Origin of the sequence: Streptomyces amritsarensis (assembly GCF_001953875.1) — a bacterium.
Taxonomy (GTDB): Bacteria; Actinomycetota; Actinomycetes; order Streptomycetales; family Streptomycetaceae; genus Streptomyces; species Streptomyces amritsarensis.
The window spans coordinates 21,243-34,521 of the sequence record NZ_MQUR01000046.1; the positions used below are offsets into that span (position 1 = coordinate 21,243).

Genomic DNA, 13,279 nt, shown 5'->3' on the forward strand with positions numbered 1-13,279 from the left:
TTCTCTGGGGAGTTCAGGCGTCGCGAGCAGGCCGGTGCGCCGACGCCCAGGGCAGACTCCGTGGTGCCGCCGTCACCGCAGTCCGCTGTAGGCAGCCATGACGAGCTCCATGCCGCGGTTGTCGTCCTGCCGGTCCCGGTCGATCATCTGGTTCATCACGTAGGCCACGGTCATTCGTGCGCCAGGGTCGCTCACCACCAGCGAGCCGCCCCACCCGCCCCACCCGAAGGTGCCGCCGAAGCCGCCGAATCCCACCGTCCACGACACAGGTGTCCGCAGCACACGGTCATCGCCGCGGAACACCTCCTGCCAGGCAGGCTCGCACCCTTGGGACGACAGCAGCCGCACGCCCGCGGCCGACCCGTGGTTCGCCAGAACCGACTGGACGAGAGCAACCGACCGGGCATTGCCGAAGCCGTTCACCGCCGGGATCTGGGCACGCCGCCAGGCCACGGAGTTGACGTCCTTGACCCGGACCGCCGGACCTGCGGACTCCCGGCGCACGCCATCCGCCCCCAGCGGCGCACCGGCAGTGAACTCGTCGGTCAGCGGCAACGGCGCGATGAGCGGAGCGACACGGCAGTCATGCTCGGCGGACAGCCCAAAATGGAAGTCGGCACCGAGCGGCCCCGCAACCTCCTGCGCGAAATACTCGCCCAGGCTGCGGCCCGTGACACGACGCACGATCTCCCCGACCAGGAACCCGAAAGTGAGCGCGTGATAGCCGGCAGCCGTCCCCGGCTCCCACTCCGGGGCCTGCGCGGCCAGCCCCGCCGTCACCGTGTCCCAGTCGTACAGCTCCTCGACCGCAGCAGGCCCGGCGAGGTCCGGCAGTCCCGCAGTGTGCGACAGCACATGGCGCACCAGTACGTTCTCCTTGCCGGCCGCCGCGAACTCGGGCCAGTACGCGGCGACCGGCGCGGACAGGTCAAGCTCGCCCCGATCGGCCAGGAGCAGCGCGCACAGGGCCGTCATGTTCTTGCTCGTCGAATTCACAGCGGTCAGGGTGTCGCGGCCCCACCCGGCCGAACGACCCACGTCGGCGTACCCGCCCCAGAGGTCGACCACCGGCTCGCCGTCCAGAAAGACGGCGGCCGAGGCGCCCACGTCGCACGTGCCCAGCAAACCTGCGAACACCTCACGAACCGCGGCGAAGCGCAGCTCACACGAACCCTCGATATCCGTCATGGACACAACCTCACGCACCCCACAGGCCACCGCCCGACTTTTCCCGCACCACCTTTGTCGGGCCGGGCGCCCCGACAGGGGGAAGGTGCCGAACGCGCCGGACGCGGGACCCATGCAACACAGTCGGCGACGTGGATCCGGAAGAGGCCGACCCGGCATCCGGGCCCCGCGCCGTCGCGGCTGCGGCAGCGCATGCCCTGGTGATGAGCACCGGGCATGAGCCGCCGCCCGCGGACGTCAGCGTCGACCTCTCGCAGCGGTGTCGGAGCCACCCGATGGCGCACGGACGGCTGCGGGGCCGGGGTCAACGCCAAGGCCGAGGCCGAGGAAGAGGCCACGCAGCAGACGAGAAGCCCCACATGGCTCACGCAACGCTGCTCGTCGCCGCGGTCGTTGGCGCACGCCGCCGGCCCGGGTCGCCGACCTGGCCGCGGTGCAGGTCGGCGTACAGCACGTGGTGGTCCGAGTACGGGCTGGGGCGGACGTGGTGCGTGCCCGAGGTGATGCCGCGCAGGAACACGTAGTCGAACTTGCTGTGCCAGTCGGTGGTCGCCGTACAGGCGTCCGTGTCCGCGTCCGTGTCTGCCTCCCCGTCCCCGTCCCCGTCCGCGTCTGTGTCGGTGGTCGAGGGGTGGCAGCCGGGATGTGTGTCCGCGGCCAGGGCCCACATCGGGGTGAGTTCGGGCGCGTGCGGCACGGCGTTGAAGTCGCCGAGGACGATCGCATGGTCGTGGCGGGCGACTTCAACGGCGAGTACCTCGATCTGGCCCGCCCGCACCTCGCCCTGCCGGCGTTCGGCGAGGTGGGTGTTGAAGACGCGGACGGGTCGGCCGCCCACCGACGTGGTGACGGCCAGGTAGCCGCGGTCCTCGGAGCCGCCGTCGGGGTATTCGACGCTCACCCGGTCGGTCATCGGCGCCGCCGAGAGGATCGCCTGGCCGTAGCCGCCCGGGCGCCACGGCAGCCCCCCGCAGCGGTTCCAGTTCCGCAGGACCGTTCCGTACTCGACCCGGTAGACCAGCCCGTAGACCTCGTCCAGGTACCTGCGGATCCGCTCGACGTCGCGTACGCACGCCTCCTGCAGGGCGATGACCTGCGGCGCGTACGTGGCGATCTCCGTCGCCCGCCCGAAGTTGTGCTTGCTTCCGCACGGGTTGCAGATGTTCCACGTGCCGACCCGGCCCGGTACGACCGCCTCGGCAGCGTCGGACGGCAGCGGCCTGGCCAGGGGGAGGCCGCTGCTCGGTGCGCCGGCGCCTTGGAGCAGCACGATGCAGGCCGCGGTCATCGCGCCTGCGGCCCACCGCGCGCCCTTGCTCGGCACGATCGCCTCCCTGGAGTGGACGCACATCTTCCCACGATCCCCCCGACCCGATATCGAGGTGCTTGCCGTCCGGTCCGTCCGGCATCATCACGGCATGATCGGCAATCGGATCACCCATCGCACGGCGGACGGCGTCCGCGTGCCCGGTACCTGGCGGCACGCGTTCATATGCAACGGCGGCTCCTACTTCCTCACCGACCTTTTCATCTACGCCGACGGCCTGGTCGACTGCTGGGAGCTGGTCACACTCGGCGAGTTCGAGCAGAAGCTCCGCAGCGGATGGGTGGCCACCAGCCTTCCGGACGGCGGGCGCGCCTCCGCGCACCACCTGGCCTCGTGGACGTTCGGTGAACCGCGTACATGGCTGACGCCGGAGCTGCTGCTCGCCGAGGTCCGCGACACCGTCGACGAGCTGAACGGCCGTCCCGATTCGACTGCCCGCTGCCTTGCCGCGGTGGACGTTTTCATGGCGGACCGTACGGAGGCCAACCGGGCCGCCGCCCGGGCTGCCTACCTGGCCGTCCCCGAGACCGTGCGGCTCTACGCGCTCGGCGACATGGACCGCAAGGACCGCCCCCTCAAGGTGCTGGTGGCGGGACCCGGCGGCCGGATTCCGGACGAGACCGAAGGCGCGGTGACGCAGGAGGAGTACGACGCGGCCGTCGCGTACTTCGAGGACCGCGCGCAGTGGATCGCGAAGGCCCCGTCACGGGTGCCCGCCGACGGACCCGCCGAGTCCTTCTCCCCCGCGGTGAAGATCTACCACTCGTATCAGCGGCGCGCGCTCGAAGACCCCGGCAAGCAGGGCCTGCGCAACGACTATCCCGCGCAGATCAGCGTCGGCGGTGTCACCTACCCGTCGGTGGCGCACGCCTACTGGGCCGGTTCCGTCGCCGATACGGAGGCCCGTACCGCGGTCGTGGAAGCGGAGTCGGGCGCGAAGGCCCGTACGGTTGCCGCGGCGCTGCCGCGCCGCGACGACTGGGAGCAGGTCCGCACGGCGGTGATGGCCCGGCTGCTGCGAGCCAAGTACGAGCAGCATCCCGACCTCGCGGCGGTCCTGCTCGCCACGGGTGACGCGACCTTGCTCTATGACGATGCCGACTCGGGCTTCTGGGGCGAGAACGGGGGCCGGGGCCGCAACTGGACGGGCCGGCTCCTGGAGCTCGTCCGTTCCGAACTGGTGGCCGGGCAGGCTTTCGCCGACTGACGTCGGGAGGCTTGCGCGGCGGCCGGGGAGCCGTGGGTGTGTGAAGGCGGGGCAGGCCCCACCTCGGCGTCGGCGCGGCAGCCGTCCCCTTTCGGATCTTGCCGGTCAAGTCCGCGCCGTCCGGTGCCGTGCGCGCATCGCAAGGGCGGCGGTCGCCAGGACGCTCAGGAAGGCCCGCCTGCTCGGTTCGCGGCAGGGCGTGTACAGCTCAGGCCACAGCTGTTCGGTCCGGACCGAACCGGGCAGCACCGCCACGAGGGGGGGGTCTGCATGAGTGGATCAGCGAGCACTGTTGAAGCCGAGCGCGTGACCGCGTCCGAGGACGCGAGCGGCGCCGAGGCCGAGAACGGTAACCGGAACAGGAAGAGACTCGAAGCAGCCGCCGTCGTGCTCGCCGGACTGGGTTTCATCGTCGGCGGTTCACTCGTGGCGCCGGACCCGGAGCCTACCGGGTGGGTGGCGCAACCGGCCCCGTCCCAGCCGCCTTACGCCGGTCCGGGGCCGACGAGCGCACAGGTCACGGCGGACATCGAGGCAGCGACCGCCGCTGCCGGGCTGGCACCTGTCGCCCCGTCCCCAGCACGCGCCGTGCCGGGGTGCCTGGCGCCCCGGGAGTCCTACGAACGCGTGAGCGATGCCCGGCTGGGCACTCTCCTGGAGCAGCTCAACAGCCGCCAATGGCTCCTCACCGGGCGCCGGGAGGAGAAGCCCACCGTCGCGTCCTTGCTGACCAAAGGCACATGGCAGCTCATGGTCGTTCACGAGAAGAGGGCCTGCTCGCCTGAGCGCCTCTCGCTCGTGGCGGCGAACATCGCTCCCGGCTGCGAGGAGGCGTTCAGGCAGGCTCAAGCCGATGGCATCCAAGCCGTCTAGGAGCGGCCCCGCCGGAGACGTCGAGAAGTCGAGAAGTCGAGAAGTCGTACGAGCTTCCGCCACGGGACGTCATGGCGTGGCGGGAACTTTTCTCCAAGACGGGGCGGCCCGGGGTCCGTCAGGGTGGGGGCATGCGCAGCGACGAGGTGGATGACGAGGCCGGCTCCGTGGCCGTGGACCGTGTTTCCGACCGCGGCCGCGGAGCCGGCAGTGGGTGGGAAGTGGCCCGGCCCGGTGGCGTGCCTGCCGTTGCGGGTGTCCGGATGGCCGGGTACCGGGATCGCGTCGGGCAGGCACTGGATCTGCGGGTGCTGCCCCAGCCTGCGGTGATCGTCGTCATCGGTCTGGGAAACGACCCGTTCAGCGTCGAAGGGGGCAGCGGGCGGAGACCCTCGGCGAGCCCAGACCGTCACCCGAGCCTGGTCGCGTCGTTGTCGCCCGGTCCCGCACGCATCCGCGGCAGGGACGTGGAGTGCATCGAGATGGGCCTGTCGCCCGGCGCCGCCTACACCCTGCTGGGCGTGTCCCCGCGCGAACTGGAGGGAGCCGTCGTCGGCCTGGAGGACCTGTGGGGGCGGGAGGAGCAGCAGCTCCGCGAACGGGTGGCCGCCGCCACCGCGTGGGAGGAACGTTTCACGCTGGTCGGCGGGTTCCTCGCCCGCCGGGCCGCCCAGGGGCCGGCGATGACACCCGAGGTCGCCGGTGTGTGGGACAGGATCGTGGCGCACGGGGGCCGGGTACGGGTCGACGACCTCGCCGGGGCCTGCGGGTGGAGCCGCAAGCGGCTGTGGTCCCGGTTCCGCGCTCAGACCGGCCTCACTCCCAAGCGCGCCGCCATGCTCGTGCGCTTCGACCGGGCGGCGCGGGCGCTGCGTGCGGGCGGGAACGCCGCGGACGTCGCCCTGGCGCACGGATACGCCGACCAGTCCCACCTCCACCGCGACGTCCTCGCCTTCGCCGGGTGCACGCCCGGTGCCCTGGCCGGCGTTTGACCCGCACCAGGACGTCACAGCCACCGACCGTACGAGAGAAGGAAGCCATACGTGAACAGCATGGACACAGCGGCCACCCGACAGACCATGGCCGACCGAAATCTGATCGTCCGGCTCGCCTTCGGCGGCATGGCCTCACAGACCTTGCGCGCCGCAGTGCGGCTCGGCGTCTTCGACCTGCTCGGCGACGGCCGGCGACCGGCCGCCGATGTGGCCGCCGACGCGGGAGCCGAGCACCAGCCCATGACAAGGCTGTTGCGTGCCCTCGCCGGTCTGGGCCTGTTGGAGGAGCACGAACCCGACGCGTTCTGCGTGACTCCCGCCGGCGCCCTCCTCGGATCCGGCAGTCCCGACTCGCTCACCGCGTTCGTCCGGATGTTCACCGACCCCGCGATCGTGCGGGCCTGGGACAGTCTGGACAGCAGCGTCCGCACCGGCGGGATCGCGTTCGACTCCGTCTTCGGCACCGACTTCTTCAGCCATCTCGGCCGGCACCCCGAGCTGTCCGCCGACTTCAACGCCGCGATGAGCCAGGCTGCCGAGGAGACGGCCGCCGTGCTGCCGCATGCCTACGACTTCGGCCGCTTCACCTGGGTGACCGACGTCGGCGGCGGCGACGGAACCGTGCTGGCCGGCGTGCTCGCCGCGCATCCGGCGCTCACCGGTGTCCTGCACGACACCGCGGACGGCCTGGCCCGGGCACCGAAGACGCTGGAGCGGCACGGGGTGACGGACCGCTGCGCCCTGGCCGCGGGCGACTTCTTCCGGTCCGTTCCCGGCGGCTCCGACCTGTATCTGATGAAGAGCGTCCTGCACGACTGGTCGGACGACCAGGCGGTCACGATCCTCGGCCACTGCCGCGAGGTACTGCCGCCCGGCGGCCATGTCCTGATCGTGGAGCCGGTGCTCCCCGAGGTCGTCGGTACCGACGCCGCCGCGCACGCCGCGGACGGCGGGATCACCTACCTCAGCGACCTCAACATGCTGGTCAACCTGGGAGGGAAGGAACGTACCCGCAGGGACTTCGAGGAGGTGTGCCGCCGCGCGGGACTGTCCGTCGTGTCGGTGACCCCGCTGGTCGAGGCGGCCCCCTTCTACCTGATCGAGGCCGTGGCCGGCTGACATCGGGCAGCAGCGCCGGCCGATCTGGCTCCGCTCTGCGGAACATACCGGCCCACCCGGCCCTGAAGGACGGGGCCTGCGCCGGGTCCTTCCACCGGCGCCGGCGCGAGAGCGGATTGGTCGCCGAGTTCCACGACCGGCTGCGCGGGAAGGTCCGCGAGGCCGCCGCACCTGCGGGCCCGCCAAGGTCGGCCCCGACACCGTCTTCCAGATCGCCTCCGTCTCCAAGCCCGTCTCCTCCACCGTCATCGCCGGCGCCTTCACCACCCCCGACGAGTGGGACCGTCACGTCACCCTCCCCGGCTCCGCCTTCAAGGACCCCTGGGTCACCGACCACGTCACGACCGCCGACCTGTTCTCCCGCCGCAGCGGCCTGCCCGACCACGCTCCCACCGGCGGCGGCAGTTCCACCGCCCGCGACATGTCCCGCTGGCTGCGGCTGCGGCTCCAGCTGGCCGCCGGCACCCTCGACGGCAAGCGGATCATCGTCCCCGCCGCCACGCTCGTCCGCACACACGTTCCCCAGATCGTCCCTCAGCCGCCCACCTCCTCCTCCGGCCGTACCGGCTTCTACGGCCTCGGCCGGAACGCGTCCTGCGACGACTCCGGCCGGCTGCGCCTGAGCCACTCCGGCGCCTTCGAACTCGGTACCAACGGAGGTGCGGACGGCCGCCGCACTTGTATTGCTATCGGCGGTCAACCGAGGGTGACGTCAGTCGACGTTCACCCAGTACGGATCCTCTACGGGCCAGGCCAGGATCCGGTCGTCGACATAGAAGTTGCTGAGTTTGGTGCCCGCCGACCGGTTCTCGCCCATCGCGATGTTGCGCACCGAAAAGTCCCATTCGATCGACGATGCGCCCTCATAGGTGGAGCTGAAGGGGTACTCGTCGCAGTCATCGACGGAGGTGTTGTACGGCGGAAGGCCGGTCGCGGCGTTGTAGTCCGGGCCCCACGGGTTGGACCCGCTCTTCTGCCCGCATGCCGCCTTCTTCACCTCCTCGTTCGCCAGGGCGATCGCGCCGCCCTGCCCCCGGCTTCCCACGCGGTGCAGCGGCGCGCCCCGAGACCCGGCGGTCGGCGACCACTTGCCGGGGACCTTCTTGGGGTGGTTCTCCTTGGGGTAGGTGACGCCGTCGGTGGCCGGGGCGTTCTGCGCGTCGCGGATGTGCTGGCGAATGTTGGGGTGGTTGCCGTCGTAGGTGAGGAAGGGCAGCGCCCCGGTGTAGATGCAAGCGTGCGGGTAGCGCTTGACGCCGTGGGTGAAGTAGTCGGCCGAGTCACAGCGGATACCGATCGGGGGGCCCTCACCGCGCTCGGTGCTCTGCTCGTATCCCGGGCTCGCGCCGTTCAGGTAGAGGCGCCACTGGTGGAGGGCGACCTGGTCCTGGCCCTCGCCACCAACGGAGGAGACGTCCCAGTAGACCCAGTCAGGGAAGTTGCCCCACTGGGCCCATTCCATCCTTGCCGGAGACCGCCCGACGCCGCACGTGGCAGTGGTGGGCCGATTGGCACCCGGCACGCATTCGGGGGTGATTTCCAGCTTCAGGTTCGGGGCGACGGTCCGCTTCTCCAAGGAATTCCACCCGTCGTAGCTGACCTGGCCGGTCTTGGCGCGGAAGAAGACGCGAGTGGCGCGGGTGTCGTTGTAGCCGATGGCGGCGGCCTGAAACCTGATCGTGTTGGTGCCTTTCAGGACAGGCTTGCCGTCCACCTTCTTGTAGTACCTGTTCTTGAACTCGTATTCCTGACACCACTTGAACCGGTTGTGGACGCGGCCGTCGGGGTCTTGGGCGTCCGAGGAACCGAGACAGTCGTTCAGCCACTCGGTGCCCGCGGGGTTGTCGGGGGATATCGGCATCTCCGCCGTCCCCTTGCCGTTGCTGCTGCGCAGAGCACCGTCGCCGGGCTTCGCCGTGTACTCGATGCCCGGGGCCGGCGCGGGGGGCTTGGAGCTTACGGCGGCGACGGGTGAGGCACCCACGGCGCCCAGGGCTGCGGTAAGGGCGAGCGAGGCTATCGCCGCCAGGCCGCGTTTGACGTGTTTCACAAGGTGGTCCCTTCCGTCGGTGGCCCGTTGCGGGCACACCGAAGGCATGGAACCGGTCAACTCCCTTCAATGCCAACCGAGAACGCGACAGTTCGTGATCGCATTTGGCCAGTTGTGGTACAGACCTGCCGCCCTCAGCGGCGCTAGTTTCACTCAGCACTCACCTCACAGAGCACATGCAGGGGGAAAGCAATGATGCACCGCACAAAAACCCGCCTGAGCAAAGGGCTCGGAGCGTTCATAGCCACCGCGACGGCCGTCGTGGGCCTGGCCGCCACTCCGGCCGCCGCCACTCCGGCCGCCTCCGGACAGACGGTCCAACCCGGTCAGGCCTGTACCGCAGCCGACCTCGGCAAACGCCACCCGATCATCAAGAGCACGGAGGTCACCCCGACGATCACCCACTTCAAGGGCTGGTACGTCACCCAGGGTTCGACCGGCTACCAGAACGTCACCACCAGCACCCAGACGACCATCTCGGTGTCCGTCGGCCTCAACGGCCAGATCAAGGGCGATTTCGCCGTCCAAGCCCTCGGCACCGTCGGCGCGATGCTGGGCCTGAACGTACAGGTGAACTATTCCTCCACCAGCAGCGAGTCGACCTCGGTCAGCTGGAACTTCAACGACCCCGGCTACTACGGCGTCTACAAGGGCACCAAGAAGGTCACCGGCACCTACGGAAGCCTCAACTGCAACCGAGTCCAACAGGGCGACGGCAGCTGGGCGCTGAAGTGGATCGAGGGACCCGACAGCGGCAGCTACACCACCTACACCACCCTCGAAGAGGGCGCGGTGCGCTGCGAGGACCAAGTGCCCGCCAACAGCATCATGCGCAAGGCGCAGGGGCTCCTTGACTGCGAGACCCCGCCCCGGGCCGGACACGCACCAGGGCCGGTGGCCTCCGCCAAGGCCACCGCGGCCAGGAACGCGGAAGCGAAGGACACGGCGAAGGGCGCAGCGGGCAAGGCGGCCACCGCGCGGACCAGTGCGCCCGCCACGCGGGCGGCCCTGAACTGCCAGCCTGACGTCTACAGGATCCACGTCCCCGGCAAGCCCCTGAACTGGAGCGCACCGGTCCTGGCCAGCGATGGCATCCGGCTGCGCGAATCCAACTGGACCAGCGCCCACCTGGACAACTGGCGGCTGTGCAACGTGACGGAGCGCAACGGGGTTGTCGAGGCGTCCCTGTGGAACTGGGGCAATGGCGGGTGCGCGACCATCCCGGCCAACATCGCCAACCAGGAGCAGGCCTACCTCACTACGGCCCCTTGCGCGGAGGATGACCTCCAGCGGTTCTACATCTATCGCGACGTACCTGGCGGCTCGAAGATCGGCCTGCAGAACAAGCACACCGGCTCGATGCTGGGCCACGACCGGTACGCGGACGGGGAGTTGATCCGCCAGTACTCCAGCGGCAGGCAGGACGGTACGGGTACGTACAACCTGGTGAAGGTCTGACCCTTCCCCGCCTGACGCGGTCCCTCCTGGACCAGGTCGCCCAACTTCCGTCTCGCGTGAACCGAGGTCGGGCGACCTGGCTACGCCACGGACATGCCGTAGGCGCCTGAGCGGCTCTGCGTTCCCTGCGGGCACCGACCGCGCCCGCGCCCACCTCTTTCGTCGGAAAGACCGGCATCCACGACCGGCACTGAGCAGTCCCGGCACCACATGCCACGACGATCCGCCGACCACCGCCGCCGTCGCCGTCGCCGTCGGATCTGGGCGAGGGCCCGCCGGGGCACAGGTGGTTGGCCTAGCCTGGGGCGTGTCACGTGTGGGCCCTCAGCTCGCGTGTCACAGGCGCCGCCAGGGGCTTCACCCCTCTGGCGGCGCGCGCCCCGACCGGAGCGGTACAGCACCCGGCCGGGCCGGGGTGGAGGAGCCGGGCCGAGCCGAGCTCCTCACCCCCGGGCACGCCCTGCGACACCTTCCCGAATCGCGCCGGCACCCGCCCCGGCCTGACCGTACGGCCGGGCGACGGGATCCCGGTACGGGTCATCCGAGCCAGAGGGCATCGATGACGACCGTGGAGGGATCTCCGAGAGGCGCCAGGTAGAAGCACTCTCCACGCACCCGGGGCTCGGAACCGGTCCCGCCGCGGCCTCCCGCAGGCGCGCCGAGATGATCGCGCCGACCCTATGCCGCTTCGGCACCGGCAAGGGCCGCCCCGTGATGACCTGCCGGATGAGCGATGAGAGTTTCCACCCCGCCTCCAGCAGCCCAGGCCCCCGAAGGTCCTCTCCTGCCGCGCAGTGCCGGGCCCCAGCGGGCCTCCCGGCCCGCTGCTCGGCCTGCTGCGGCCACCCCGGGGTGACGGCCGGGCGCAGGGACAAGCCGCGCCAGGCCCTGTCCTTGCGCCGGACGTGCTCCCGAGCGCTTGGGGGTGCGCCCCGCCGGAGGAGTGAAGGCCGTCCACGCGCCCGGGATGCCCGTGACGAAATTGGATCAAGGAACTCCTCAACCATGACCAAAGGTGGCAGCGGCGGCAAGCACTACGGTGCGTGCTGGCGGCCTGTCGCGCCCGGCGGCTACGTCGCGCTGGGGGGCGTCATGTCGGAGAACACCCACGACAAGCCCGCGCTGACGGACGTGGTGTGTGTGCGGGAGGACCTCACGCACATGGCGGACCTGAAGTGGATCTACGAGGACAAGGGCACCGGCGCCAAGGACTACTTCAGCGTGTGGGCGAACCAGGTGCCGCCCGCCTACCAGGACGGACGCGACGGCGGCCACCGGGCGCAGGTCGCGCCGAACACCTTCACGGCGGCATCCAGCTGGGACGAGCCCTCGCCAGGGGCGCCGGAGCGGCGGGTGCTGTGCATCGAGATGCCGGTGGAGGAAAAGCCGCCCGGGCGGCTTTCCGAAGCTGACCGGCAGGGTGCGGCCGGCCGACCGGACGCCGGCGACGACGGTCAACGTGGTGTGGGTGCCGTTCATGGCCGTGAAGGACGACGACAAGTCGGCGTCCTGGAAGCTCGCCAACTCCCCGTTCTACCGGATCGAACGGCGGGCCTCGTGGTACATGCACCGGTTCTCCAACAACACGACCAGCGCCTCGCAGTCCATCTCGGAAACGGTGACGGTAGGCGTCGAGAAGGACAGGAGCGACACCTTCAGCGCTGAAGTCGGCATCTCCGTCAGCGCACAGGTGGGCGTCAGCTCAGGCGTCGCCAGCGCCTCGGTCACCACCACCTACAGCCTGGCGCTGGGGTACTCCCGCAGCACCGCCACCAAGAACCTTGAACACAAGTCGGTGACCCACAATCTGACGGTGCCCCCGAACAAGGCGGCCGCCATGTGGGTCGGCGACCACACCATCCAGGTCACCCGCCAGGACGGCACCCGCGTCGGCACTCCCCTCACCTTCCACGGAGACAGTACCCACTTCGACGAGTTCCCCGACTAACCGGGCGCGGCAGGCCCACCGGCCCGCCCGACGTTGCCGCGGCCGAAGGTCCTCGCCCGCGGCAAGCCGGCGCCGACGCGCCCCCTCCCGGCTGGGAGACCGGGCATCGCGCCGCAGGCCCGCAGGATCCCCGCTGACGCGGGCGGTCCGGTCGGGCAGGCCGGTCGGGCGGGCGGGCGGGCGGGGGCACCGGAGGCTGCTGCAAGGGGGCCCGTCCGCCGCACGCGGCCTGTACCGGCCTGGTGGTGCATCCCGTACGGGTCGGGGGTCAAGATCTGCGCGGATACCGGAAGGCAGGGTGAAGGCGCCCAGGGTGACGGTCAGGACCGAGACCGACGGTGTGCGCGTGGTCGTCTGCTCCGGCGAGTTCGACCTGGACACCATCGGGCTGCTGATCGAGGCCTGCGACGCCGCGCCGGCCTCGCCCGCTCTGCTGGTCATCGACGTCCGGGAGCTGGCATTCGCGGATTCCAGCTTCCTCAACGCCCTCATCCGCCTGCGTAAGACCCGTCCTCTCGCCGTCCGAGGCCCACTCCCCTGTCGAGCAGACCCTCGGCCGGACCTGCCCGAAGATCCGCACCCCCGAGGCGACGGACCGCTGGACCTGGCCGGCCCTCGCGGCCTACACCCAACTGCGACTGGCCCGGCCACTGGCAGCCGACCGACGTCGCTTATGGAAAAGGCCCGTCTCCCCAGGCAGGCTGACCCCGGCACGTGTCCGCCGCGACTTCCGGCACATCCGCCCCAAGACCGTCTGCCCCGCCCCGGCACCGAAAACCACCCGCCCCGGTCCCGGACGACCTCCCGGCCGAAAGAACACCCGGCCCACCCCGCGACACGACATCCACACACCCCCCGCAAGACGAGCCACACCACGTCTCGAAACAAGAAGCCGACCACTCCACGACCTCGCCGCACAGGCTGAAAATCAAGCTAGGCCATGTATCGAAAGTGGATCTTGGGCTGTGGCCGTTCACCGTTCACGAGTCAGGGACTTTTCGGTTGCCGGAGCTCCGTGCGTCTGTAGGTGCCGCCTGAGCCGTACGTCCGGTACTGCGGAGCGGTGAGGGTGATTCGACCTGCCAGCGGGAGGCGAATACACGCAAATGCATAC

The 13,279-nt window shown here is 70.4% G+C and carries 9 protein-coding genes and 4 pseudogenes; 10 read left to right on the plus strand and 3 right to left on the minus strand.

Features of this window, described 5'->3' with window-relative positions:
• Positions 1–72 precede the first annotated feature (72 nt).
• Both AVW11_RS19780 and AVW11_RS19785 read right to left on the minus strand, forming a co-directional pair.
• Positions 73–1,188, minus strand: a complete 1,116-nt coding sequence (locus AVW11_RS19780) for a serine hydrolase domain-containing protein (RefSeq protein ID WP_076045061.1) — start codon at positions 1,186–1,188, stop codon at positions 73–75.
• Between the two features lie 364 nt (positions 1,189–1,552).
• On the minus strand, positions 1,553–2,539 hold the full coding sequence (locus AVW11_RS19785) for an endonuclease/exonuclease/phosphatase family protein (RefSeq protein WP_420856384.1): 987 nt from the start codon (positions 2,537–2,539) through the stop codon (positions 1,553–1,555).
• Positions 2,540–2,606: 67 nt separating this feature from the next.
• Here AVW11_RS19785 and AVW11_RS19790 point away from each other — a divergent pair, with 67 nt between their 5' ends.
• The 5 genes and pseudogenes from AVW11_RS19790 to AVW11_RS39435 all read left to right on the plus strand — a co-directional run.
• Positions 2,607–3,722 carry an NADAR family protein gene (locus AVW11_RS19790; protein WP_076045022.1) on the plus strand — a complete coding sequence of 372 codons (1,116 nt, stop codon included), beginning with the start codon at positions 2,607–2,609 and terminating at the stop codon, positions 3,720–3,722.
• A 306-nt stretch (positions 3,723–4,028) separates the two neighbouring features.
• A complete protein-coding gene (locus AVW11_RS19795; protein ID WP_076045024.1) occupies positions 4,029–4,595 on the plus strand; it encodes a hypothetical protein in 567 nt (188 codons plus the stop codon).
• Between the two features lie 482 nt (positions 4,596–5,077).
• The gene (locus AVW11_RS39120) at positions 5,078–5,587 is read left to right on the plus strand and encodes a helix-turn-helix transcriptional regulator (protein WP_338058869.1); all 510 of its coding nucleotides are present in this window, start codon (positions 5,078–5,080) and stop codon (positions 5,585–5,587) included.
• A 60-nt stretch (positions 5,588–5,647) separates the two neighbouring features.
• Positions 5,648–6,709 carry a methyltransferase gene (locus AVW11_RS19805; protein WP_076045063.1) on the plus strand — a complete coding sequence of 354 codons (1,062 nt, stop codon included), beginning with the start codon at positions 5,648–5,650 and terminating at the stop codon, positions 6,707–6,709.
• Positions 6,710–6,872: 163 nt separating this feature from the next.
• Positions 6,873–7,364 (plus strand): annotated as a pseudogene (locus AVW11_RS39435) (serine hydrolase); the annotation flags it as partial.
• Positions 7,365–7,421: 57 nt separating this feature from the next.
• On the opposite strand, the gene AVW11_RS19820 reads toward AVW11_RS39435, so the two are convergent.
• Positions 7,422–8,759: a NucA/NucB deoxyribonuclease domain-containing protein gene (locus AVW11_RS19820; protein ID WP_076045030.1), complete on the minus strand. Its 1,338-nt coding sequence runs from the start codon at positions 8,757–8,759 to the stop codon at positions 7,422–7,424.
• Between the two features lie 192 nt (positions 8,760–8,951).
• Between AVW11_RS19820 and AVW11_RS19825 the strand changes: the two genes are divergently transcribed.
• The 5 genes and pseudogenes from AVW11_RS19825 to AVW11_RS38505 all read left to right on the plus strand — a co-directional run.
• Positions 8,952–10,217, plus strand: a complete 1,266-nt coding sequence (locus tag AVW11_RS19825) for a hypothetical protein (RefSeq protein WP_206281913.1) — start codon at positions 8,952–8,954, stop codon at positions 10,215–10,217.
• Positions 10,218–11,222: 1,005 nt separating this feature from the next.
• Positions 11,223–11,441 (plus strand): annotated as a pseudogene (locus AVW11_RS38500) (Vps62-related protein); the annotation flags it as partial.
• Between the two features lie 253 nt (positions 11,442–11,694).
• Positions 11,695–12,165 (plus strand): hypothetical protein, encoded by a 471-nt coding sequence (locus tag AVW11_RS19835; RefSeq protein ID WP_076045036.1) that lies wholly within the window; start codon positions 11,695–11,697, stop codon positions 12,163–12,165.
• A 346-nt stretch (positions 12,166–12,511) separates the two neighbouring features.
• A pseudogene (locus AVW11_RS39315) lies at positions 12,512–12,685 on the plus strand (STAS domain-containing protein); the annotation flags it as partial.
• Positions 12,686–12,707: 22 nt separating this feature from the next.
• Positions 12,708–13,090 (plus strand): annotated as a pseudogene (locus AVW11_RS38505) (NF041680 family putative transposase); the annotation flags it as partial.
• Positions 13,091–13,279: the final 189 nt, after the last annotated feature.